Annotated in this window: 10 protein-coding genes; 3 read left to right on the top strand and 7 right to left on the bottom strand. The window is 71.8% G+C overall.

The genetic code is table 11. The features are described from left to right. The first annotated feature begins 19 nt into the window (after positions 1–19). The 3 genes from fxlM to ACICHK_RS39380 all read left to right on the top strand — a co-directional run bounded on the left by fxlM (position 20) and on the right by ACICHK_RS39380 (position 5,267). Positions 20–2,332 carry a methyltransferase, FxLD system gene (fxlM, locus tag ACICHK_RS39390; RefSeq protein ID WP_406840750.1) on the top strand — a complete coding sequence of 771 codons (2,313 nt, stop codon included), beginning with the start codon at positions 20–22 and terminating at the stop codon, positions 2,330–2,332. Further along, complete coding sequence (locus tag ACICHK_RS39385; protein ID WP_406840749.1) at positions 2,325–3,131, top strand: PIG-L deacetylase family protein; 807 nt, start codon at positions 2,325–2,327, stop codon at positions 3,129–3,131. The genes fxlM and ACICHK_RS39385 overlap by 8 nt, the downstream gene beginning before the upstream one ends. Positions 3,132–3,506: 375 nt before the next feature. After that, the gene (locus ACICHK_RS39380) at positions 3,507–5,267 is read left to right on the top strand and encodes a hypothetical protein (RefSeq protein ID WP_406840748.1); all 1,761 of its coding nucleotides are present in this window, start codon (positions 3,507–3,509) and stop codon (positions 5,265–5,267) included. 35 nt (positions 5,268–5,302) lie between these two features. Here ACICHK_RS39380 and ACICHK_RS39375 read toward each other — a convergent pair whose 3' ends face one another. The 7 genes from ACICHK_RS39375 to ACICHK_RS39345 all read right to left on the bottom strand — a co-directional run bounded on the left by ACICHK_RS39375 (position 5,303) and on the right by ACICHK_RS39345 (position 22,277). Next, positions 5,303–5,428, bottom strand: a complete 126-nt coding sequence (locus ACICHK_RS39375) for a hypothetical protein (protein ID WP_406840747.1) — start codon at positions 5,426–5,428, stop codon at positions 5,303–5,305. Between the two features lie 35 nt (positions 5,429–5,463). After that, on the bottom strand, positions 5,464–5,895 hold the full coding sequence (locus tag ACICHK_RS39370; RefSeq protein ID WP_406841467.1) for a hypothetical protein: 432 nt from the start codon (positions 5,893–5,895) through the stop codon (positions 5,464–5,466). 156 nt (positions 5,896–6,051) lie between these two features. Next, positions 6,052–6,813: a thioesterase II family protein gene (locus tag ACICHK_RS39365; protein ID WP_406840746.1), complete on the bottom strand. Its 762-nt coding sequence runs from the start codon at positions 6,811–6,813 to the stop codon at positions 6,052–6,054. Next, positions 6,810–9,863 carry a type I polyketide synthase gene (locus tag ACICHK_RS39360; protein WP_406840745.1) on the bottom strand — a complete coding sequence of 1,018 codons (3,054 nt, stop codon included), beginning with the start codon at positions 9,861–9,863 and terminating at the stop codon, positions 6,810–6,812. Before ACICHK_RS39360 ends, ACICHK_RS39365 begins: the two co-directional genes overlap by 4 nt. Next, a complete protein-coding gene (locus ACICHK_RS39355) occupies positions 9,860–11,137 on the bottom strand; it encodes an MFS transporter (protein ID WP_151472630.1) in 1,278 nt (425 codons plus the stop codon). The genes ACICHK_RS39360 and ACICHK_RS39355 overlap by 4 nt, the downstream gene beginning before the upstream one ends. Before the next feature lie 2 nt (positions 11,138–11,139). Continuing rightward, complete coding sequence (locus ACICHK_RS39350; protein WP_406840744.1) at positions 11,140–20,487, bottom strand: amino acid adenylation domain-containing protein; 9,348 nt, start codon at positions 20,485–20,487, stop codon at positions 11,140–11,142. Then, positions 20,484–22,277 (bottom strand): acyl-CoA dehydrogenase family protein, encoded by a 1,794-nt coding sequence (locus ACICHK_RS39345; RefSeq protein ID WP_406840743.1) that lies wholly within the window; start codon positions 22,275–22,277, stop codon positions 20,484–20,486. The genes ACICHK_RS39350 and ACICHK_RS39345 overlap by 4 nt, the downstream gene beginning before the upstream one ends. Between the last annotated feature and the right edge of the window lie 1,115 nt (positions 22,278–23,392).

The raw sequence follows: 23,392 nt of genomic DNA, 5'->3' as shown, positions 1-23,392 counted from the left end.
CACGAACGAGGAGCGACCTGTGGCATACACCCGGACCGACTGGTCCAAGCACTACACCGACGGGCGAGGCTTCCGGCGGCTCGGCGACGAGGAAAAGAACCTGATCGTCGAACACGCCCCGGCGCCCGAGGCCGGCCGCGCGCTCGACATCGGCTGCGGGACCGGCGAGATGTCCGTCCACCTCGCCTCGCTCGGCTACACCGTCGACGGCGTGGACTTCGCCGAGGGTGCGCTCGAGCGAGCCCGCGCGGAGCACGCCGAGGTGGACGGGGTGCGCTGGCTGAGCCTGGATGTCGAGCACGGCGACCTGACCGGCCTCGCCGAGGACGGCTACGACCTGATCGTCCTGCGGCTGTCCATCGCGTTCATCCGCGATCGCGCCCGTGTCCTTCGCCATCTGGCCGCGCGGCTGCGCGAGGGCGGGGCCCTCGTCATCATCACGCCGATCGTGGAGAACACTCCGGAAGAGCGGCGCCACATCGCCCTGGACGAGAACGAACTCGCCGCGCTCACCGACGGGTTCGAGCGCGTCGAGCAGTTCGACGCGGCGGGCCTGGCGGTGCTGCTCCTGCGCGGACCGACCGGATCGTTCAGCGCGGAGGAGAAGGGGCGGCCCGAGCCGCAGGCCGTCTTCGGTGCCGCAGTGGTGGTCACCGACGCCTTCGGACGGGTCCTGCTGGGCCGCTCCACCCGGGGCATGTGGGAGCTGCCCGGCGGCCGCATCGAGACAGGCGAGGCCGCAACCACGGCCGCCGTGCGGGAGCTGAACGAGGAGACCGGGCTGACGGCGCGCTTGAACGACGCTCACGTCATCACCATGCTGCACGACGACCGCCTGGACTTACGCCGCGTCACCGCAGTGGTCCGCGTCTCCCGCTGGGACGGTGAACTCGCTCTGCCCGAGCCACACCGCTTCGTACGCTGGGAGTTCCACGACCTGAACATCCTGACGACCCTCGGAAAAATCTTCGCACCCAGCGCCCAGGCCCTGACCGCGGTGTGGCCCGGGGTGCTGCCGGGCCTCCCGCCGGTCCACCCCTACGCGTGTTCCCCCGCCGCCCCGTCGGTGCCCGGAGAGCCGGCCGAGGCGGTCCGGCTGCGCGAACGGATGGCGAACATCGTGATCAGCAAGGGCTGGGCACCCTCTCCGCAGGTCCAAGCCGCGTTGCGCGAGGTGCCTCGGCACAGGTTCGTCCCCGAGACCCGGCTCGAGACGGCCTACCACGACGACCTCGCCGTGGTGACGGTCCGGGAGTCAGCCCAGACCGCGCTCAGCTCCGTCTCCGCTGCCTGGCTGCAGGCCGACATGATCGAGCAACTCCGGCTGGAGCCGGGGATGACCGTGCTGGAGGTCGGCTCCGGCGGATACAACGCGGAACTTTTGGCGCACGTCCTGGGAGAGCGCGGCCGGGTGGTGACCGTGGATGTCGACCCGTACGTGGTGCACCGAACGAGGCGGCTGTGCGCGGAGGCCGGCAGCGGCCGGGTCACCGCTGTCCTCGGCGACGGTGCTCTGGGCGCGCCTGACCATGTCCCCGCCCAGGGGTTCGACGGCATGGTGATCACGCATAACGCGTGGGACGTCGCTCCGGCCTGGCGGGAACAACTCGCTGAAGGGGCGCGGTTGGTGGTGCCGCTGGAGATGGGCGGCTACACCCGCTCCCTCACCCTGGTCCGGCGCGGCGACGTGCTGCACTGCGAGCACTGGACATACTGCGGGTTCGTACGCGACCGCGGTGCCGCCGCCCACACCGCCCCGGCCGTGCGACTGGCCGACGGCGACGTCACGGTGCGGTGGGAGGACGGGACGCCCGGCGACACGGCCGGCCTCGACGAGGCTCTGCGCGGGCCCCGGCACGAGCGCTCTACAGGTCTGGTCGTCCGGGGAATCTTCAACTTCGAGACGCTGCAGGTCTACGCCGCGACCACACTGCCGGGGTTCTGCCGCCTGACCGCGTCGAAGGGGTCCACGCTCGTGGCGCAGCAGGACGCGGCGGCGATCCTGGCGAACGGTTCACTCGCCTATCTGACCTACCGGAAGGTCAAGGATGCCCCGGAGCCGGCCGGCCGTACGGAGTTCTTCATTCACGCCTACGGCCCGGCAGCCCAAGAGGTGGCGGAGTGCTTCGCCTCGTGCGTGCGCGCCTGGGACCGCGAGGTGCGCGAGATGGGCTATCCGCCGATGACCATCCACCCGGCCGCAACGCCCGACGACCAGCTGCCGCCCGGCGACGTGCTCGACAAGCCCAGCGCACGGCTTGTCCTCCAGTGGCCGGGCCGAACCCCCGCCGACGCAATGAGCATGTTGGCTGCAGGAGGACAGCATGCCTGACTCCGACGTCCTGACCCCCCAGAAGGCCGCGTCCTCCACGTTGCCGTCCCTGCTCGGCATCTTCGCCCACCCCGACGACGAGAGCCTCCTCGCCGGCGGCATCCTGGCCCAGCACGCTGCCGCACACGCGCGCACCGCCGTCGTCACCATGACGTGGGCACCCGACAGCTTGCGGGCTGTCGAACTCGCCGACGCCTTGCGGGAGCTCGGCGCAGGCGCACCGCGCATGCTCGGATACGGCGATGCCCGCAACCCGCAGGCGGCTCCCGGCCGTCCCCGCCTCGTCGACGCACCGCTCGACGAGGCGGTCGCCGCCCTGGTCCAGCAGATCCGCTCCTTCCGCCCGGACATCGTGGTTACGCACGACGCTCTGGGCCAGCTGACCGGTCACCCGGACCACCGCCGCACCCACCAGGCCGCTCTCCTCGCCGCCCAGGACGCGGGGCTCCCCCGCCTTCACCCCGAGGCCGGAAAGCCCTGGCAACCGCGCGCCGTGTACTGCGCCACGCACCCCGAGTCCGGCGTCAGCGACCTTGGCCCCCTTCTGAAGGCCGCCGGTAAATCCGTGCTCGTGGTACCGGACGCATACGCCACTACGACCGTCGATGTCACCCCCTGGTTGGAGCAGAAGTGGGCCGCGATCCTCGCGCATCGAGGAGAGGTCACCCGCGAACGGTCACTGCCCGGCATCCTCGCCCGCCTGCCCGAGGAGACCCGGCGCAACATCATCGCGACCGAACACTTCACCCGGCTCACGACCGGGGCGGTCCCAGACAGCCCCCACCGGCTCACCGCCTGACAGCGGCGCCCGGCATCACCGGCTCACTGCAGCCGCACCCAATGAGATCTCACTGTCCTGCCATGTCGCACAATCGCGAACTGTCAACTACTGCTCAACCGGCCCTGGTTCGCTCTGCCTTAGGCACTTTCCCGGCAGACAGATGGGGTGGATCACGATGGAGTCATCGAACGCTCAGGGTCGAAACGCTGCTGAAATGAGGAGTGGCGTGCACGTCCCGGCACCCGGCAACCAGGCAGACTGCGCTCCCGCTTCGGATCCCACTCGGCCAGATGCTGGCAGGAACCTTGCACACCATCACGTAGTCGCTGCGTACCTAACGGCCGTTGCTGCGGTCGTCACCGCAGCCGGAACGATACTGACACTGCTGATGCGATGACGGACAGCAAGGCACTCGGAGAACGTCCATACAAGAGCCTGGTGAGCCTGGAGGCACGCGTGACCGACCCCGAGGTGATTGCGCTGGTGGCTGCTGACGTCAGGGCAATTCGTGAGTGGCTCCTGCTGGACTTGCGCTGTGTACGTGCCCTGAACGGGGCTGAGGTCATCGGCTTGACCGAGGTACCCAAGCCCGAACTGGCCAGGAAGGTGTTCGGCTCGGCTGAGCCGCCCGCCGTGCGGGCGCACCTCGCGCACCTGCTGGTGAGTGAGAGAGCCGTTGCCGGCGTCACCGCTTTGGACGCCGCGCTCTGGATCGATGCAGCCGGATTGCGTGGCGAGCGAACGGACGTGCGGAGTCTCGCGCGAGAAATGGGACTGTCGACGCGCCAGGTTCATCGCCGGATCCTCGCCGTCGACGCATCGATGGCGCAGTTGCTCACGAGTACCGATGCGGCATCGGTTGTCGAGGGAACGCTTGCACCTGACAGACTCGATGCGCAGGAACTCTGGGAGGCCGTACGGGCCGAGTGCCTGATGTCGCGGGATCCGGACCGGGCAGCGGACGCCCTGCTGGCCTTGTCGCGAAATCGTTCAGGCAGCCGTGGCACACCATCGTCGCGGAGAGATGACGACGCTCCCGTGTATCGAGCAGGGAACAAGGATGCGCGATATCGAGATGCGGGACGTGCCGTCAACTGGCTTGCGACGACCGCGCATCGACCACCGCTCGCGCCATTACGGGACCCGGCCGAGCTGACCGGCAGTCTCGTGACGGCCGAGGCCGTCGAGCTGACTGACGACCCGCACGAGTCACTCGACCAACTGGAGAGGTCCATCAACAGCAATCAGCGTGAGGTGCTGCCACTGCTGCTCCACCATGCAGGACGTTTGATTCCGGACGTTGCCGCAGCCGGAGTGGACACCCGATTGCGCTACCTCGGTCTTGCCTACTTCGCCACGTTCGAGCCGCAGAATGTCCACGCTCTGCGCTTCGCCCGAGCGCGGCAGGACGAAGCGCTTCGGTACAGCCCCAGAGGAGTCCAGGATTGGAGCGTCTTCAAGGGCATGGCCGGCCGTGCCTTCATGCTGGGCGCGCTCGGCCACCATGGTGCCGCTGTACAGGGCTACCTCGCCGCAACCCGCCACCTGGAGCGTCATCGTCCGTACGAGGCAACGTACCTTCCCGATCTCAGCGACGCGTACGGACGGATCGCCCATCACGAGGCGCTGCGCGGTGGAAACCGGGAACGTGCCCATCGAGCCGTCGCCCGAATGGAGCGCATCGCCGCGACCCAGGAAGATCCGGAGATCCATTACACGCTGGCACGCACTCAACTGGAAGTCGAACTGGGGTTCAGTGTCCGCCGTTCTGATGTGACCCTGGATCCGTCTCGGCCCGAGGTCCTCCGCCGCGTTGACAGGGCGTTCGAGCGGTTCATCGATCTGTCACTACGGATCGGCAAAGCCAACCGAGAGCTGGTGGCCTGCGACTTGGCCGTTCTGTACGCAACCGCTTCGAGAGACCGCGGGATGCTCGACGACGCAGTACGGCGTTTCCAGCAGATTGTCGCCCAGCACGGCGGATACGCCAATCAGGCCCGCCAAATGAACGTGCGGCTCCGGACCGCGACCACCTTAGGCCGGACCTTCTCGACTGTTCCGGAAGTGACGAGTCGATTCGATCCTCTGAGTGCGGCCACCGACGTCGTTCCCAGGCGTCCCAGCGGCCTCCTCATCGAGCCGGCTGTGGTGTGAGCTCAGGCTGGTCAGAACTACCTCAACAGGAAGGCTCAGCCCATGTCGGCGCAGACCGGGTCACTGGACGGCAGCGCGGCGGCGACGGTCATCAGGCAGATGCGGACCATCTGACTCAAGCGGGCCAGATGCAGGGCAGAGGCGTCGTCGTAGACGAGCACCCTGAGAGCATCCGCGTGAAGCTGGTCCTCCTCTCTCAGGCGTGGCAGGCCGGCGAGCAGCTCGTGCGAGGGCCGTGCGGTGGCGGCGGCTTCGATGTCCAGGACGGGGGCGTGGATACCAAGGCAAGCAACGTCTTCAGCAGTGCCTCGGCGGTGACCGGTGCCATCGACCAGGTCCGGTACCGCTCGAGCCGGTCGACACGCTCCCCGGCGATGCGGTCCACGGCCTCCAGGATCCGCTCGCTCCACGTCACACACGCCGTCCAGACGTCCACGGGGTCGGTCTCGCCTTCATCGGTCGAATTGAGTAGGTGAGAGCGAACCCGTACGGAACGCTGCACCGCCCCGAACAGGTTGCGGAGGTCTGCGAGCGTGAGGACCTGGCGGACCTGGTCGCCGCCGACACCCCACTGGGGCCCGATCAGGCCGCCACCAGGCTCCGGGTGCGCCGTGCCGACTTCGACCACATGGTCAGACCTCGCCCACGATCGTGCATTGGGTTCACTACCCTCACTGCCTGGTAATGAGCCGCTCTCCTCCGGTGAGAAGGCCGAGCGCTGTCCCGGGCCCCGGCGCCGCGAGGTCGGGACGAGCCCTTTCCTCGCGGCGCCGGGGGCGGGCGCTCAGGGTGCCATTACGGCGGCGACCGCTGCCGTGTCGTCACGGAAATAGAAGTGACCGCCGGAGAAGGCGTGCCGGCGTAGGGGCGCGGTGCTGTGCCGGTCCCACGCGTCGAGCTGGTCCGGGGTGACGCTGTCGGCCTCCCCGCCGAGGACGACGAGCGGGACCGGAAGCGGCCCTGACTCCTGGTACCGGTAATTCTCGAGCAGGGCGAAGTCGGCGCGGAAAGCGGGCAGCAGCACCGACAGCAGATCGGGGTCGGCAGCGATCTGGGGCGGGACGCCACCGTAGCGCTCGTTCAGGACCGCGATCAGTTCCTCGTCCGGCAGGCCGGACAGCCGGGCCCCCTGGCGCGGCAGGTGGGGAGCAGGGAACGCCGAGACGACGAGCCGTTCGGGCAGCGGCAGTCCCCGGGCAGCCAGTTCGCGCGTCGTCTCGTACGCGACCAACGCGCCGAGGCTGTGTCCGAACAGGTCGTAGGGGGCGACGAACTGCGTCTCCGCCAGCAAGGCGTGGACCACGGCGTTCAGGTCGCTCAGGGCCTGTTCGGCGGCCCGGCCGCCACGTCCCGGCATGCAGACGCCGTAGACCTGGGTACCGCTCAGGTGCCGTTCCCAGCGGACGTACTCGCCGGGGAGCCCGCCCGAGTGAGGGAAGCAGTACAGATGGCGCTCGGGGGTCGCCGTGAGGGGACGGCCGTTCAGCCAGGGATTGCGCCGGGCGCGGGTGCCACCGAGCAGCCGGGCGGGAGGGGGCGTGGTCATGAGGTGGAATTCTCCTTCTCCGCGGCGGAAGCGTCGGCCCCGCGCTCCTCGATGAGCGCGGCGAACGACGCCGGGCTCTGGAAGCGCAGGACGTCCGAGGCCTTGACGGTGAGGTGGAAGGTGGAGCCGGCCCAGGCAGCGAGCTTGGTGGCGGTCAGCGAGTCGCCCCCGAGGTCGAACAGCCCGTCCTGCGGGTCGATGTCCGGGTAGCCGAGGGCCTGCCCGAAGGCGGTGAGCACGGCCTGGAGGACGGGCGGGTGCTCCAGCGCGGGGACGCCGGCCGGTACGTCGGCGGCAGCCTCCGGCGCACCGGTGGCTGCCTCCCCCGGCTCGGCCGGCAGCCCGGTGGCCGACGCCTCGGTCATGGAGACCGGTGAGGCCACGGGAGTAGGTGTGAGGGGTGTCGTGGCGGTCGGCGTGAACGGGGTCGGTGACGGCACGAGGTGATGGCGGCGTTCGAACGGGTAGGTCGGCAACGCGATCCGGCGCCGGGGCCCGTCGTGCTGCAGGGCGGCGAAGTCGGGGTGCGCCCCTCGGGCCCACATCTCGCCTACGCCGGCCAGCAGCACCGCCGTCTCGGACGCCTCCTCCGCCGGGTGCGGGGCGAGGCGCACGACGGTCTGCTTGCCGTCGTAGGCGGCGTGCTGGCGGGTCAGCGTGGCCAGGGTGCGGCCCGGGCCCATGTCGACGAGGACCCGGTCCGGGGCGCCGAACAGGGTGTCCAGCGCCTCTCCGAAGCGGACGGGCTCGCGCATGTGCCGCACCCAGTACCGCGAGCCGCGCACGGCGTCCTCGTCGACCCACGCTCCAGTGGTGTCCGAGAGCACCGGCAGGGTGGGCCGGTCGCGCGGCAGCGCCTCGATCGCCTCGGCGAAACACTGGGTGATGGGGTCGACCAGGGGTGAGTGGCCCGCGGTGGCGATGCGCAGCACCCGCGCCTCCAGCCCGCGGTCGGTCAGTTCCTGCGCGAGGCGCGCCACGGAGGCGGCGGGACCGGTGACCGTGCACTGGCCGGGGCCGTTGACCGCGCCGACGGTGATGTCGGCGGGGAGCAGCTCCAGCACCTCTTCCTCGGGCAGGCGCACCGCGGCCATCGCGCCGGCCGGCACGGCGCCGAGGAGCCGTCCGCGTTCGGCGACCAGCCGGATCGCGTCCGCGGGGGCGAACACTCCGGCCGCGCAGGCAGCGGCGTAGGCGCCGAGGCTGTGGCCGGTGACGGCGCTCGGCCGCAGGCCCCAGGAGTCGAGCAGGCGGGTGGTGGCGTACTGCACGGCGAACACGGCCGGCTGGCCGGCCTCGATGGTCGCCAGGCGCCCGGCCGCCACCGCCCTTTCGGCGTCCGTGCGGGGGTAGAGGACTTCGCGCAGGTCGAAGCCGAGCGAACCGGCCACGGCGTCCGCCACTTCGTCCAGGGCCCGTCGGAACGCAGGCCTGCCGTCGTACAGTTCGGCCGTCATGCCGATGTGCTGGCCGCCCTGGCCGGGATACATGAAGACCAGCTCGGCGTCGGAGAGCGCGCCCGTCCCGGGGGCGGGGGCGCGGCCGCGCAGGGCGGTCACCGCGTCCTGGGTGCCGGACGCCACCACGAACCGGCGGTTGGCGTGGTGTGTCCTGCCCACCTGAAGGGTCCGGGCGGCGTCGCCGAGGTGTGTTCCCGGGTGCGCGGCGAGGTGTTCGGCAAGGCGGTCCGCGGCGGCTTCGACGGCGGCCGGGGTCTTGCCGGACACGAGCAGGAGCTCATGACCGGTGGAGGGTGCGGACTCCTCCTGGTGCGGGGCCTGTTCGAGGACGACGTGGGCGTTGGTGCCGCCGACACCGAGGGCGTTGACACCGGCGATCCGCGGTCCGTCCGTCGGCCAGGGGCGGGCGGTGGCGTTGACCTCGAAGGAGGAGGTGGCGAAGTCGACGGCCGGATTGGGGCTTCGATAGTGCAGGGTCGCCGGGATGACACCGTGCTCGACGCTGAGGACGGCCTTGATGAATCCGGTGACGCCCGCCGCCGCGTCGGCGTGTCCGATGTTGGTCTTCACCGAGCCGATGAGGCAGGGGGCGTCGCGGCCCTCGCCGGAGCCGAACGCCTGGGTGAGCGCGGCCACTTCGATGGGGTCGCCGAGCGCGGTGCCCGTGCCGTGAGCCTCGACGTAGCCGACCTCGTGGGGGTCGATGCCGGCGACCTCGTGAGCGGTGCGGACCACTTCGGCCTGGCCGACGACACTGGGGGCGGTGAAGCCCGCCTTGTGGCGGCCGTCGTTGTTGACGGCCGAGCCGCGGATCACCGCGTGGACGTGGTCGCCGTCGGCCAGGGCGTCCGCCAGGGGCCGCAGGACGACCACGCCGACCGCGCTGGCGGAGACCGTTCCGTCGCTGTCGGCGTCGAAGGCGCGGCAGTGGCCGTCGGCCGCGACGATGCCGCCGGGTGTGTAACGCATGGTGGGCAGGTGCGGCACGACGGTGGCACCACCGGCGACGGCCAGATCGCACTCGCCGTTCAGCAGCGCCTGCACGGCGAGGTGAACGGCCACCAGTGAGGTGGAGCAGGCGGTCTGCGCGGTCATCGCGGGACCGGTCAGGTCCAGGTGGTATGCGATGCGGGTGGCGGCGAAGTCGGGGGCGGTGGCCTGGCGCACTCGCCATTCGTCGACGAACGGCATCTCGTGGAGGCGGGCCCGCACGGCCTCCGCGTAGCCGTTGCCGCCGGTCCCGACGTACACGCCGGTCACGGGGCGGTCCATGCCGCCGTGCCCGGCCCGTTCGAGGGCTTCGTGGGCGCACTCCAGCAGCAGCCGCTGCTGCGGATCGGTGATCAGCGCGTCGTGGGCGGACAGCCCGAAGTAGGCCGCGTCGAAGTCGCCCACGCCGTCCAGGACGCCGTAGGCGGGGACGAACTCGGGGTGGGCGGGGTCCGCGCGGTCGGGGAGCACAGTGATCGTCTCCCGGTCCGCGAGCAGGTTCTCCCAGAAGCGCTCCACGTCCGGAGCGCCGGGGAACCGTCCGGCCATGCCCACCACCGCGACGAGGTGTTCCTGGTCTTCCTGTCCGTTGTCGGTCATCGAGGGTCCTTCGTGGAGGGTGCGGGGACGGCGGCGGAGGACGCGGCGCCCTGGGTGCCCAGGGCGCCGACGACGAACAGGACGGCGGCGAGGGCTTGAAGGGTGGCCAGACCCCAGAACACGGGAGTGATCCCCGCGTGTTGGCTGACGGTGCCGGACAGGATCCAGCCGATCGTGCCGCCCAGGAGCGCCAGGGCCGTCGCGACGGTGAGCGCCTCCGGCCGCCGGTCCTGCGGGATGCGCAGGACGCGGACGGTGGCGACCGGTGCGTTGGAGACGCCGTTGAGCAGGCCGGCGAGGGCCAGCAGGCACACCAGTCCGGGCAGCGGAAGGTGCAGCGGCAGCGCGAAGAACACCACGCCGAGGCCCACCCTGCCGGTGAGGGCGAGGGTGCGCGGAGGTAGTCGGCGCATCAGCCGTCCGGCCAGGAGGGTGCCGGTCAGGGCTCCGCCGCCGAAGGCGGTCAGCAGTCCTCCGGCGACGAGGGACGAACCGCCCTCCAGCGTCACGGCGATCACCGGGAGCAGCGCGAACATCGCCTGCCAGGCCATCTCCCCGAGGGCCAGGCCCGCCGACCAACTGCTCAGCAGCCGGTCGGACAGCAGAAGGCGCAGCGCGGCGGTCGGGGACCGGCGGGGCACCGGCGCCTGCGGCGGGGTGTGCGGCAGGAGTCGGCTCAGCAGCAGCGCCGAGGCGGCGAACGACACCGCGTCCACGAGGAGCACGGTGGGTGCGCCGAACAGGGAGATGAGGAGGCCTCCGAGCGTGGGGCCCAGCAGGACGCTGAGCCGGGTGGCGCTGTGCAGGGCAGCGTTGGCCCGGCCGAGGAGTTGTTCGTCCTCGCCGACGACGCTCGGCAGGATGGCCTGCTGGCTCGCCAGGTACGGCGCGTAGAAGGCGCCGATGGCGAACATGACGACTACGAAGGTGGCCGTGTTCAGGCAGTGCAGGTAGTACAGCACCGGCAGGAGCGCCACGAGCGGGCCGCGGACGGTGTCCCCGATGAGCATGATCCGCCTGGGTCCGATCCGGCCGGTCCAGGAGGCCCCGAAGAAGCCGAACACCGTGATCGCGGCGAGCTGGGCCGCCATGACCAGACCCATGTCAGCGGCGGAGCCGGTGAGCTGGAGCACCAGCCAGGGCATGGAGACGGCGCTGAGCTGGGTGCCGAGCATGGACGTGGTCTCCGCGGCGAGGAGCACCCGCAGGGTGGGGTGCCTCCACACGCTGGGCGGGGATCCGGCCGGGGTGGCGGGGGTGGTTTCGGTGGTCACGGTCACTCGCCCCCTGCCGTGCCGGGGCGCCGGCGGCCGCGCCGGACGGCACGGGCCGAGCGGACGGGTCGCTTCGGGTGTCCGGGCCCTTCCGGCAGCCCGGCGGGGTGACCGGGGCCGGTGGCCGCGCCGAGCGCGCGGGCCAGGGCGGACACGGTCGGGTGCTCGAACAGGGTGGTGATGGGGAGTTCCCGGCCGAAGGCGGAGACGATCCTGCTGTGCAGTTTGGCCAGTGCCAGGGAGTTGCCGCCGAGGTCGAAGAACGTGTCGTGGACCGAGATCTCCGGCAGGCCCAGGACCTCCGACCAGAGCGCGGCGACCTTGCGTTCGGTGTCATTGCCCGGCGCGACGTGTCCGACGGTGCCGACGAGGTCGGCGCGCTCGGGGCGCGGCAGGGCGGCGTGGTCGACCTTGCCGCTGGTGGTCAGGGGCAGGGCGGTCAGGACCACCACGGCCTCCGGCACCATGAACGCGGGCAGTTCCGTCCGTGCGCGGCGCAGCAGTTCGGCGCTGTCGGGGGTGCGGTCGCCGCGCGGGGTCACGTAGGCGACGAGGGCCGGTGTGCGCTGCGGGTCGCCGGTGACGGCGGCCTGGCCGACCTCGGGCTGCTGCTGGAGGAAGTGCTCGATCTCACCGGGCTCGACGCGGTAGCCGCGCAGCTTGAGCTGGCGGTCGATCCGGCCCAGGTACTCGACGGAGCCGTCGGCCAGTCGGCGGCCGAGGTCACCGGTGCGGTAGACGTGCAGCGGACCGCCGTCCACCTCGATGGTCCGGAAGCGCTCCGCGGTCAGTTCGGGCCGGTGCAGGTAGCCCTCGGCGAGGCTGTCACCGGCGAGGTGGATCTCGCCGACGGTGCCGAGCGGGACGCGCTGGGCGGCCTCGTCGAGGACGAGCATCCGCACCCCGGGCAGGGGGCGTCCGATGCAGTTCAACGGGGTGGTGCCGGCCCCGTCCACGATGTGCTCGGAGGAGGCGACGGTGTTCTCGGTCGGGCCGTAGGAGTTGAGCACCCGGTAGGGCAGCTGGGCGGGCGGGCGCTGGGAGAGCGCGGCGCCCCCGATGCCCAGCCAGCGCAGGGCGCGGGGCGTGGTGGTGCTGGTGCTCCACATGGCCTCGGCCAGCGCGGTCGCGCAGAACGCCGCCGTCACGCCCTTGGCGTCCAGCCACGCGCCGAGTGTGGAGGGGGGCACGGGCTTCTCGTGCGGGACCAGGCAGGCGCCGTTGGCGAGGGCCTGCCAGACCTCCAGCTGGGAGGAGTCGAAGCTCACGCTGAGCAGGTGGGAGCAGCGGTCCTGGGGGCCGAGGCCCATGGTCGAGGCGGCGGAGCGCACCAGGTTGGCGAGTCCGCCGTGCCGGACGGCGACGCCCTTGGGCTTGCCGGTGGTGCCGGAGGTGTAGATGACGTAGGCCCGGGCGTCGGCGGACCAGTCGGGCAGGCCCTCCGTGTCCGTGTCGTGCTCGGCCTCCGGTACGTCGGCGATGTCGACCACGGTGACCGTGCCGCCGGCCGGCAGTGCGGTCCCGGTACGGGTCAGCAGTACGTCGGCGCGCACGTCGTCGAGGACGTACTCCTGCCGTGCGGCGGGCCAGGACGGGTCGATCGGGCAGAACGCGGCTTCGGCGAACCAGGCGGCCAGCATGGCGACGACGAAGTCCTCGCCGCGTTCGAGGAGCAGGGCGACCGTGGGCGCCTCGTTCGCCAGGTGCGGCTCGAGTGCCGCGGCGAGCGAGCGGGCGCGACGCACGAGGCCGCCGTAGTCGAGCGTGCCGCGGGTGCTCTCCACGGCCGGGGCGTCTGGCCGGGTGCGGGCCTGGCGCAGGACGAGCGCGGGGACGGTCGTGACCGCTCCAGGCCGCGGGCCGTGTTCCCAGGCGCGGATGCGCTCCGCTTCCTCGGGCGGGAGGAGGTCCAGCGCGGCGACGGGCGTGTCGAGGCTTTCGGGCAGCCGGTCCAGCAGCGTGGCCAGGGTGCCGGCCATGTGCTCGACGTCCACGCGGCGCAGCAGGCCGCCGTGGTACGACAGGCGGCCGCGCAGCTGTGCGCCGTCGAGGACGAGGGCGACCGTGAGGCCGAGCTTGCCGGTGTAGGCGGCGTCTTCGCCGTCGAGTGGTACGGCGCTGAGGGTGCGCCCGCCGATGGTGCGGGGGCGTGGCGCGACCGTGGTGAAGGACAGGCTGACGTCGCCGTAGGGCGTGCGGCCGGGCCTGCGGGGCGGGTTGAGCCGGTCGATGACGTCCTCGAAGGGGGCCTCGCCGTGGGCGAACGCCTCCAGCGTCTCGTCCCGCATCGCCTCCAGCACGTCGCGCACCGTGGTGCCGGGGTGCAGCCGGGAGCGCAGCGGGACGGTGTTCAGGCAGGGCCCGAACACGCCCGCGAGTCCGTTGCGTCCCCGGTTGGTCATGGGACTGCTGATGACCACGTCGTCGGTGCCGGTGCGGCGGTGCAGCAGGACGGCCAGAGCGGTGGCCGCCGTCATGAACGGCGAGATGCCGTGCCGCTCGTGCAGGGCGCGCAGGCGCTCGCCCGCGCGCTCGGGCAGTACCAGGTCGACCACGCCGTGCGGGGCGGGCTCCTCGGGTGAGGGCAGCTCCAGGTAGGCGGGCGCGCCCTTCAGCCGCTCCTGCCAGTGGGCGAGGGAGGCCTCGTGCCGGCCCGAGGAGCGGTCCGCGCTCTGGGCGCGGACGAAGTCCCGGTACTGCGGCGGCAGCGCGTCCGCCGAGAGTTCGACGAGGTAGGCGGCGACGGCGTCCGCCAGGCGGGCGGCGTCGGCGGCGGACACCCGGTCACCCCGGTGGGAGAGTACGGCGCTCAGTTCGCCTTCCTGCTCCGTCACGGTCAGCGTGGCGCCGAACTTGACCTCCCGGAGCCACATCGACTCGTCGGACACCGGGCGCAGTTCGGCTTCGCCGAGTACCGCGCTCCGGTCTCCGCGCAGGTTCATGTTGAGCACGACGTCGGTGTACGGCGCGCTGCCGGCTGTCTGTTCCGGACGGAGCCGGGCCACCACCTCGTCGAAGGGGGCGTGGGCGTGCTCGAAGGCGTCGAGCACTTCGGTGCGCATGGCCGTCAGTGTGTCGCGGGCGGTGGTGCCCGCGGTCCGGGACGAGCGCAGCACGACGAGGTTGAGGCAGGGCCCCAGCAGGTCGGCGGAGGCGGAGTCACGGATGCTGGCGGGGACGCCGAACGTCAGTGCGGGCATGTCGCCGCACCGGTGCAGGGCCGTCGCCAGGGCCGCCGCCATGATCATGAACCAGCTCGCGCCGTGTTCGGCCATGACCGGTTGCAGTCGGCCGAGCAGGCCGTCGGGCAGGTCGATCCGGACCGCACCGTGGGCCTCGGGTCGCTCGGGGGCGGACAGGCCCACCCGGGTCGGCCAGCCTTCGAGCCGTTCCTGCCAGAACGCGAGGTCGGCGTCGTGGCGGGCACTGTCGGCGAGTTCGGCGGCGGTGTGGGCCCGGTACTGGAGCGCGGGCGGTGCGGAGGGCACCGCGGCGAGGCTGTCGCGGTGGCAACGCTCCAGTTCGCTGATGAGGACGCGTACGGACTCGCCGTCCACGACGAGGTGGTGCACGCAGAGCATGAACGCCATGCCATGTGGACCGCAGTCGGCGACGGCGGCGCGCAGCAGTTGTCCGGACGCGAGGTCGAAGGGGCGGCCGGCCGCCTCGTCGAGCCATCGGGCGGCGGCCTCCTCGGGACCGTCGCCGTCCTCGGCCACGAGGGTGTGCACGCGCGGCCGCCAGGGCTGCTGGACGACCTGGCGGAGGGTGCCGCCCCGCATGCGGAAGGCGGTGCGCAGGATCTCGTGCCCGGTGATCAGGCGGGCCAGCGCGTCCTCCAGGACGTCGATGTCCAGGACGCCGGTGACGGTCCAGCCGAGGGAGACGTTCGCGGGTGCGCCCTGGCCCATCTGTTCCGCCAGCCACATGCGGCGCTGGAACGCGCTCGCGGGCGACTCGTCGCCGGCCGCCGTCACAGCGGTGCCGGCCGTCACGGGACGGGGCGCGGCGGACGGGGCGGAAGCGGCCGGTACGGCGAGAGGAGCCGGGGCCGGCTCGCGCCGTGCGGCGGGGGCGGTGCCGCGGCGGCCGGGGGCCGCGTCGACGAGGTCGGCGAGGTCGCCCAGTCGTGGCGTCTCGAAGAGGGTCTTGATCGGCAGCTCGGCGCCGAACCGGTCGGCGATCTCACCGATGAGGCGGACGACGAGCATGGAGTGCCCGCCGAGGCCGAAGAACGAGTCGTCCTCGCCGACGGCGGGCACGTCGAGCAGATCGCACCACACGGCGGCCAGTTCGGCGGCTGTGCCGGCGCGGGGCTCGCGCCGTGCGGGGGCGGCCGCCTCCGCGGTCAGCGCGCGCAGTTCTTTCACGTCGACCTTGCCGTTGACCGTGAGCGGGATGGTCCGCACGACGTGGAACAGCGAGGGAACCATGTACGACGGCAGCCGCTGCGCGAGGTGGCCTCGCAACTCCCCCGCGCTCAGGTCCCGTTCGCTCTGCACGACGGCGACGAGCCGGTCGTCCTCGGCGAACACGACCGCATCGGAGACATCGGGATGGCCGCACAGCACAGTCTGTACCTCTCCCGGCTCGATGCGGTAACCGCGGAGCTGCACCTGGGAGTCGGCGCGGCCGATGAACCGCAGGGAGCCGTCGGGCAGGTGGGCGGCGAGGTCACCGCTGCGGAACAGGGTGCCGTCGCCGAAAGGTGAGGGCACGAAGCGCTGGGCGGTCAGCTCGGGCCGCCCCAGGTAGCCTCCGGCCACTCCGTCGCCGGCGACGTAGATCTCACCGACGGCGCCGACGGGCAGCAGGCGACGGCCGGTGTGGCGGTCGAGCAGATAGAGGCGGGTGGTGGGGATCGGGGTGCCCACCACGCTCGTGTCCGTCTCCATGTCGGAGCGGGTGACGGTGCGCACGCTGGCGTGCACGGTGGTCTCGGTGATGCCGTACATGTTGACGAGGCGGACGTGCGGGAAACGCTCCGACCACTCGGTGAGCATCCCCGGGCGCAGCGCTTCGCCGCCGAAGACGACGCAGCGCAGCGCGGACAGCCCGGCCGGGGTCGTGGGGCGCAGGCCGAGCAGGCGGCGGAACGCGCTGGGCGTCTGGTTGAGCACGGTGACGCGTTCGCGTTGGAGGAGGTCGAAGAAGAGGCCCGGGTCCCGGGTCTCGTCCTCGGAGACGAGCACCACCCGGCCGCCGTGCACCAGGCCGCCGAACAGCTCCCACACCGAGAAGTCGAAGGCGTAGGAGTGGAACATCGTCCAGACGTCGGCGGGCCCGAAGGAGAACGGCAAGCGGTCGTTGTCGAGCAGTCGCACCAGGTTGCGGTGGGTCAGCACGACACCCTTGGGACGGCCGGTGGTGCCGGAGGTGTAGATGCAGTAGGCCGGTGAGTCCAGTGGCACGGCCGGGAGCACGGTCGCCTCGGGGGCGGGGGCGGCGAGCATCTCCTCCAGGGCGAGCACCGTCCCGTCGAAGTCGCCCCCGGTGCTGGCGCGCGGTGCGAGGGCGAGGCGCACACCGGAGTCGGACAGGATGAACGCGCGGCGCTCCGCGGGGATGGCCGGGTCGATGGGCAGGTAGGCGGCACCGGCCAGCAGGGTCCCGAGCACCGCGCGCACCTGGTCGGCGCCGCGCGGGAACAGCAGCGCGACCAGCTCGCCGGGGCGTACTCCGGCGGCGAGCAGGCCCCGCGCGACCGAGCGGGCGTCGGCCATCAGATCGCCGTAGCTCACCGTGACGTCGCCGTCGGTGAGCGCCGTGGCCTCCGGCCGGGCCGCGGCCCGACGTGCGATCAGCTCGTGGGCGGAGGTCTCCTCGTACGACGCCTCGGTCGCGTTCCACACCCGCAGCTGGGTGTGACGCTCGCGCTCCGAGAGCGGGTCGATGCCGGCCACCTCGCCCTCCGGGCACTCGGTAAGTTGCCGGAGGGCCGTGGCGTAGTGCTCGGCCATGGCGGAGATCTGGTCGTGGTCGAAGTACAGCCCGTTGTAGACGAGATGACCGCGGTGGCCGTCGCCGTCGGGCTGGAGGGCGAGGTGCAGGTCGTACTTGCCGCGGCCGCCGGCGGTGTCCATGACGTGTGCGAGGGCGCCGTCCGGTCCGGGCAGGGGCGCCGCGGCGGGCAGGTAGCTGTAGAGCACGTCGAAGAGCGCGGTGCGGCTCATGTCCTTCGACGGGTCGACGGCGCGCACCAGTTCGTCGAACCGGGCGCGGTCGTGGGCGCGGGCGTGGGCGGTCTCGGCGGCGGTGTGGGCGACGAGGTCGGCGAAGGACTGCCGGGCGCGGGGGCGCAGGCGTACGGGCAGCAGGTTCGCGAGGGGCCCGACGACGTGCCGGTCCCGTTCGTCCCGGCCCGCGTGCGACAGGCCGAGCACCATGTCCTCCTGGCCGGAGTACCAGTGCAGCAGCGCCGCGAAGGCGGCGAGGGCGATCTCCGTGGCGTCGGTGCCGAGCCGGTCGGCGGCGGCGTCCAGGTCGAGTCCGGCCGGGAGCGTGAACGCCACCGACCGCTCCTCGTAGACGTGGACGGCGTCGCGGGTGCGGCGCTCGGGGAGCCGCAGCGGGTCGGCCGGCGGCCGCAGGACGGCGGTACGCGCGGCGAGGTGGGCGCGGTGGACCTCCTCTTCACCGGCGTCCAGCCAGTTGCGGTAGCTGCTCGGCACGGGTGCCGTGCCGTCCGGTCCGGCGAGGATCTGCTCGGCGACGGTGAGCAGGGAGACCTGGTCGACGACGGCCTGGTGTCCGCTGAGGGCGATCCAGCCTCCAGGGGTGTCCGTGTCGGGCCGCACGGCGACCCGTAGCAGCGGTCCGGCGCACAGGTCGAACGGCTCGCGGCTCCAGGTGATCAGGGACTCCGGAACGGACCGCTCGCGGTCGGGGCCTCCGGCTGCGGGCAGCCACTCGGGGACCACGGTTGCTCCGGGCCGCACGTGCTGGACTGCCCTGCCGTCCGCGTCGAGCAGTTCGGTGCGCAGCGCCTCATGGGCGGTGACGACGGCGGCGACGGACTCGGCCAGCCGGGTACGGTCGGGGAGGGCGTCCAGCCGCAGGTACAGGGGGAGGTTGTGGTACGTCGGCGCGGCCGGGTAGAGGTAGCCCGTCTCGAAGCGGTCGACGAACCACATGCGCTCCTGGTGCGCGGATGCGGGGCGCGTGTCCTCGGCGGCAGGCGTCGGGGTCTTGGCGGCGGGGGCAGCGGTGTCGGCTCCGGCCGGCCGCTCGGCCGCGCCGGTGCCTGGCTGCGTGTAGTGGGCGTCGAGCTCCTCGAGGAGGATGTTCTCGCACTCGCCGTCCCACAGCAGGTGGTGCAGGCAGACGAAGAGCACCTGTCCGGCGTCGCCGAGCTCGATGAGGGCGGCGGTCAGCAGCCGGCCGGTGGTGAGGTCGAACGGCTCGTGGGCGGCGGTGCGGATCCAGGCGTCGAGCGCCTTGTCGGGGTCAGGGTGGCCGCTGAGGTCGACCCGTTCCACGTGCGGCGTCCAGGGAGCGCGGACGCTCTGCGTCAGATCGCCGTCCACCTCGTGGAAGGCGGTGCGCAGGATCTCGTGGCGCGTGATCGTCGCGGCCAGGGCGCGGGTGACGGCATCCGCGTCGAGAGGTTCCTCGACGCGCCAGGCGAGGGGCACGTTGTAGGCCGCCGGGTCGCCTGCGACGCGCTGGGCGAGCCATATTCGGCGCTGGAAGCTGGAGGCGGGGAAGGTGTCCGCGGCCGCAACGGTGTGGGGCACCGGGGCAGCCTGGGTGGTCCCGGTGGCGGGGAGGACGTGGGTGGTGAAGTCGGCGAGCCGCGGATGGTCGAACAGGGTGCGGATCCGAGCCGACGTGCCCGGGAAGCGGTCCCGCACCGCGGCCACCAGCGTCTCCGCCAGCAACGAATGTCCGCCCAGCTCGAAGAACGAGTCGTCGTCACCGACGGGACCTGAACCGAGGACCGACTGCCAGACCTCCGCCATCTTCCCGATCTGTAAGGTGAGTTCCGCCGAGCCCGCCGACGCCTCGGCGGATCGGGCGGCCGTGCCGGCGGGCCGGGCGGGGGTGCTGGAGGCCAGCACTTCGGCGAGAGGGGCGTCGGGGTCGGCCGCGATCGCGCGCAAGATGGACAGATAGTCTCTGGCCATGGCGCGCACCACGGCGGCACCGAGGGAGCCGGCCGGGTCCTTCCACAGCAGATGGGTGCCACAACTGTCCTGACGGACCATGAGGGCGAGACGGAAGCCGGCGGTGCTCTCCATGTCCATGAGGCTCAGCCGTGCCTCACCGCCGTCGTGGCTCAGCCGGATGTCGTGGACATCAATGTCAGCGTGCAGACCCGCGTGCCAGTACTGGAAAACCGCTTGGTGGGTACGGTGCTGTGCCTCAAGGCCGGTCAGTCCGGCGGCACGCATGATGGCGGGAAGCGGCAGGTCGCCGTGGGCGAGGGCCTCCTTGACCCGGCCGCGCACCCTGGCCAGCAGGTCGCGGTAGCGGTCGTCGGCGCGGACCGGGACGCGGACCGGCAGGGCATTGACGAAGTAGCCGACGCGGTCGCGCACTTCGGGCAGTGAGCGGCCGTGGTACGGCAGGAACGAGAGCACGTCGGTGCTGCCGCTGTGGCGCCGCAGCAGCGCGAACCAAGCACCCATCAGTACGGTCACGAATGACATGCCGGACTCGGCGGCGCGGTCGCGCAGCGCCGCGGCGAGGTCCGGCGGCAGGGCCTCGCTGACGACGGTGTAGTGGGGTTCCTCCTGTGCTGCGGGCAGGGTGAAGTCACCGCCGCCGTCGGCGAGGGCCTCCTTCCAGTGGAGCCGGTGCTCCTCCCCCTGTGGGCCGTCGGCGAGATCGCGCGTGCGGGCGGCGAAGGCGGCGAGAGCGGGGGCGTGGTCCTCTCGCGCGAGCTCCTCACCGCGGTAGGCGGAGCGCAGCGCGTCCAGGAACAGCAGGACGGAGGCGCCGTCGTGGACGAGGTGGTGCACGGCGATCAGCAGGACCGTGTAGTCCGGGCCGTCGATGAGGTCGACGCGGACGAGGGGGCCGCCTCGCAGGTCGAAGGGGGTCTGCCAGGCGGTCCGGATCGCGCTGTCGCGGTCCTGCACGGTGCGCGTGCGTCGGACGGTGATGTCCGGGGCGTCCGACCAGTCGAGGATCAGACCGTCCGTACCCGGGCGCACGCGGGCGCGCAGTTGCGGGAACGCCTCACCGGTCTCGGCGACGGCGCGGCGCAGCCGGTCGAGGTCCAGGGTGCCGCTCACCTCGAAGGGCATGGGAATGATGTGGGTCCACTGCTCGGGGTCGAGTTTCCAGGAGACCCACATCGCCTCCTGGCCCACGGTCAGCGGAACGTGCTGGGTGGAGGCGCTCATGACATGCTCTTTTCGATGCTGCCACCGTGGGACGAGCGCGGGGCGCCGTCGGCGGTGAGGAATGCGTATGCGGTACCGGACATCCATGCGGAGGCGACCGCCTCGATGTCCGGTCCGGGCGGGCTCTGAAGCCGACCGAGGAGATCGGTCACCCGCTGCCGGGCTGCGGTGCAGAAGACGTCGGCCAATGCCTGGGCGCTGTGGTCCCCGGCGGCCGAGAGTGTGGAGGCGCGGGCGAGTACGAGGGTCACGCCGAGGATCTCCCGGGTGATCCCGGCGAGTTGGATGAGAGTGCGCTCCTCGGCGTCGAGCTCCGCCCGGTCGGGGTGGCTGCGGACCAGGTCGAGGCAGGTGTGTCCGAAGGCCCGGGTCTGCTCCGCCGCCCAGCGCAGATGGCCGAGGTTGCGGCCGGTGAGGACCGTGCCGGCGGTGTCCAGGGGAACCTCGTCCGCGTCTTCGAGCGCTGCGGCGTGGTCCGGCTCGGGGTAGTAGTACGACAGGATCGCCCGCTGACCGATCCAGTTGTCGATCTGGAAGTCGACACCGCCGGAGATACGCAGGTTGCGCAGGTCTCGCAGGAAGCGTTCGACGGGGACGGGGGGTGCGCCGCGCAGCCGCTTGCTGGGCGCCGTCTCGTACCCCTCCCCGGCCAGCAGGGACATGGCGCGCTCGGCAACGTCCCAGGCGAGGAGCGAGGAGGCGTTCTTGACGGCGTTCTGCTCGAACCGGAGGTTGAGGCCCCGGCCCTGGTCCTCGGGGAGCAGGCACCACTGGGCCATGGTCTCGATGGCGAAGGTGTCGGCCAGGCTCTCGGCGAGGCGCCGCCGTACCTCGTCGTACTCCGCCAGCGGCCGCTCGTCGATGACTCGTCGGGCGGCGAAGTCGCGCATCCAGCCCACGCACAGCCGGGCGACGGCGAGCGACGGAGCCGCGATCAGGTGCATTCTGCCGCGGCCGACGAGCCGGGCGGTCGCGGGGGTGGTGCGGACGACGTGACCGAGGTCCCGCTCGACGAGCATATGGCCGCCGCGCACCCGTACGTCCTTGAACTCCAGCCAGCCGTTGGGGAATCCCCTGATGCCCATGTACGTGTGCCAGTCACCGCTGGTCACGCCGGGGCTGTCGGTGCCCACGAAGAACATCCGCACCCGGTCGACGCCGTCCTCGTGGACCGTGGCGGAGACGCTGACCACCTCGGCGACGGGCGCGTGCCCGACGAAAACTTTACTGCCGTTGAGCAGGTAGTCGTCGGTTCCCTCGATGCGGGTGGCGGTGGTGAACCGGCGCTGGTTGGCCGCCCCTTGGGGTTCGCTGTCCGCGCTGGCGGAGCGGGCTCCCCGGCGCACGACGTCGCTGAGCAGTTCACGCAGCGGGCCTTCGGGCGCCACGGCGAGGAACGCCCCGGCGCCGAGCGCGTTCTCGACGGCGAGGGACAGGGCGACCGGTGTGCTGTGCGTGGCGGCCGCCGACACCATGCGGAAGGTGTTGTAGTGCGACAGGGCGTGTCCGCCGAGGGCGGGGTCCGCCTGCAATGCGAAATAACCTCGTCGGCCGAGCTCGTCGAGGAATCCGTCGGGCAGGGCGGCCCGGGCGTCGACGTCGTCGGGGTCGATCCGCTCGTGTAAGAGGGCTGCTAACTCCTCGGTCAGCTTGTCGCCAGCCGCTGCATCCGCAGGCTCCTGCACGGGGAAGTCGCGGACGAGGTCCCAGCGGAAGCGGCCCTGGTACAGCTCCTCCAGGAAGCTGACGCGGTCCGGATCGCTGGTGGCGTTCCGTGTTGTGGTTGCCAAGTGGCGTTCCTTGTCTTGCGAAGGACGGTCGTCCGGCCGGGAAAGGGCTGGACGGCGGGGGGAAGGGAAGAGCGGGTGCGCGGGGGCTCAGGCCAGGGCGCCGCGGAAGCGAGGGAGCGCAGCGGTGGTGGAGAGGGATGGCCCGGCGACGGGCGCGCGACGGAGGGACACAGCGAGGCCCGGTCCTGTGCCGGCGCGCATGCGGGCGAGGGCCTGTCCGGGTCGTACACGACGGCGGTGATGGCGGCGCGAGGCGTGTCGAAGACGGGCGCGGGCCACCGACGGTACGTCAGGTGCGGAGGTCGCCGTGGGGCGGCGCGCTTGCCGTACTGTGCCGTCATGACGGCCAGGAACGCCGAGCGGGGTGTCCAGTTGCTCGGCGCCAGGACCTGACGACTGGACCGCACCTTGCTGTTCAAACCAACTGGCTAAGACGTACACACCAATCCTTGCATTCTGATGTACGAACGCGGAGGCTCGGAATGGTCGCCGCTTCCGCCGCGCCGCGGCCAGCCGCGCACGGGAAGGGGTGGCATGTATGCCGGAGCTAAGCGCTTTCGTTCCATGATCTTAGTCGGCCGGTCGAGGCCACGTCTGTGAGCCATCTCACCATGTGGACAGGGAGCGGAATGACCCGGGAAAGGCTCGTCGTGTCCAATCCCTCGTCTCCGCGGGTCACTTGGCCACGCCCTCCAAGCCCGTATTCATTCGGGTTTCCGGCCGACGGACCAGACGTCGGCTTCTGCCCGTGCCTGTACCCCCACCGACAGCGGAGCCTGAGCGGCATTTTTTTCCGCGACGTTCACCGAATTCCACACCACATTTGGACCTGGTGAAGATCGACCGGAAGCAGTTGCGCGCGGTGGAGAAGGGCCGACGCTCTCCGCTCGCCTCGCTGCACCCGGAACCGGCGCCCGCGTAAGCCTGCCGCAGGTGCAACCTGCCGGGCCCGTGGTCACCCCAGGGCGGGGGCGTCATCAGGGCCACCCGGCGGAGTCAGCCGCGGCCCCGGCCCGGCTCCTGGTCGCCCCCCGGCTCTGGCGGCGCAGCGGCCTGGAGGTGGGCGGCCTCCTCATCACAGCGGGCCCAAGGCCTCCGTCGCCCAGTGGCGGGTC

It is taken from the genome of Streptomyces sp. AHU1 (genome assembly GCF_045343905.1).
In the GTDB taxonomy this organism is placed as follows: domain Bacteria; phylum Actinomycetota; class Actinomycetes; order Streptomycetales; family Streptomycetaceae; genus Streptomyces; species Streptomyces triticiradicis.
This window is presented reverse-complemented; position numbering and strand designations above follow the sequence as displayed.

Bases quoted from the DNA above. Each gene is read 5' to 3' on its own strand.
- ACICHK_RS39380 (WP_406840748.1), top strand. From the start codon at position 3,507: ATGACGGACAGCAAGGCACTCGGAGAACGTCCATACAAGAGCCTGGTG.
- ACICHK_RS39365 (WP_406840746.1), bottom strand. From the start codon at position 6,813: ATGACCACGCCCCCTCCCGCCCGGCTGCTCGGTGGCACCCGCGCCCGG.
- ACICHK_RS39350 (WP_406840744.1), bottom strand. From the start codon at position 20,487: ATGAGCGCCTCCACCCAGCACGTTCCGCTGACCGTGGGCCAGGAGGCG.
- ACICHK_RS39360 (WP_406840745.1), bottom strand. From the start codon at position 9,863: ATGACCGACAACGGACAGGAAGACCAGGAACACCTCGTCGCGGTGGTG.
- ACICHK_RS39385 (WP_406840749.1), top strand. From the start codon at position 2,325: ATGCCTGACTCCGACGTCCTGACCCCCCAGAAGGCCGCGTCCTCCACG.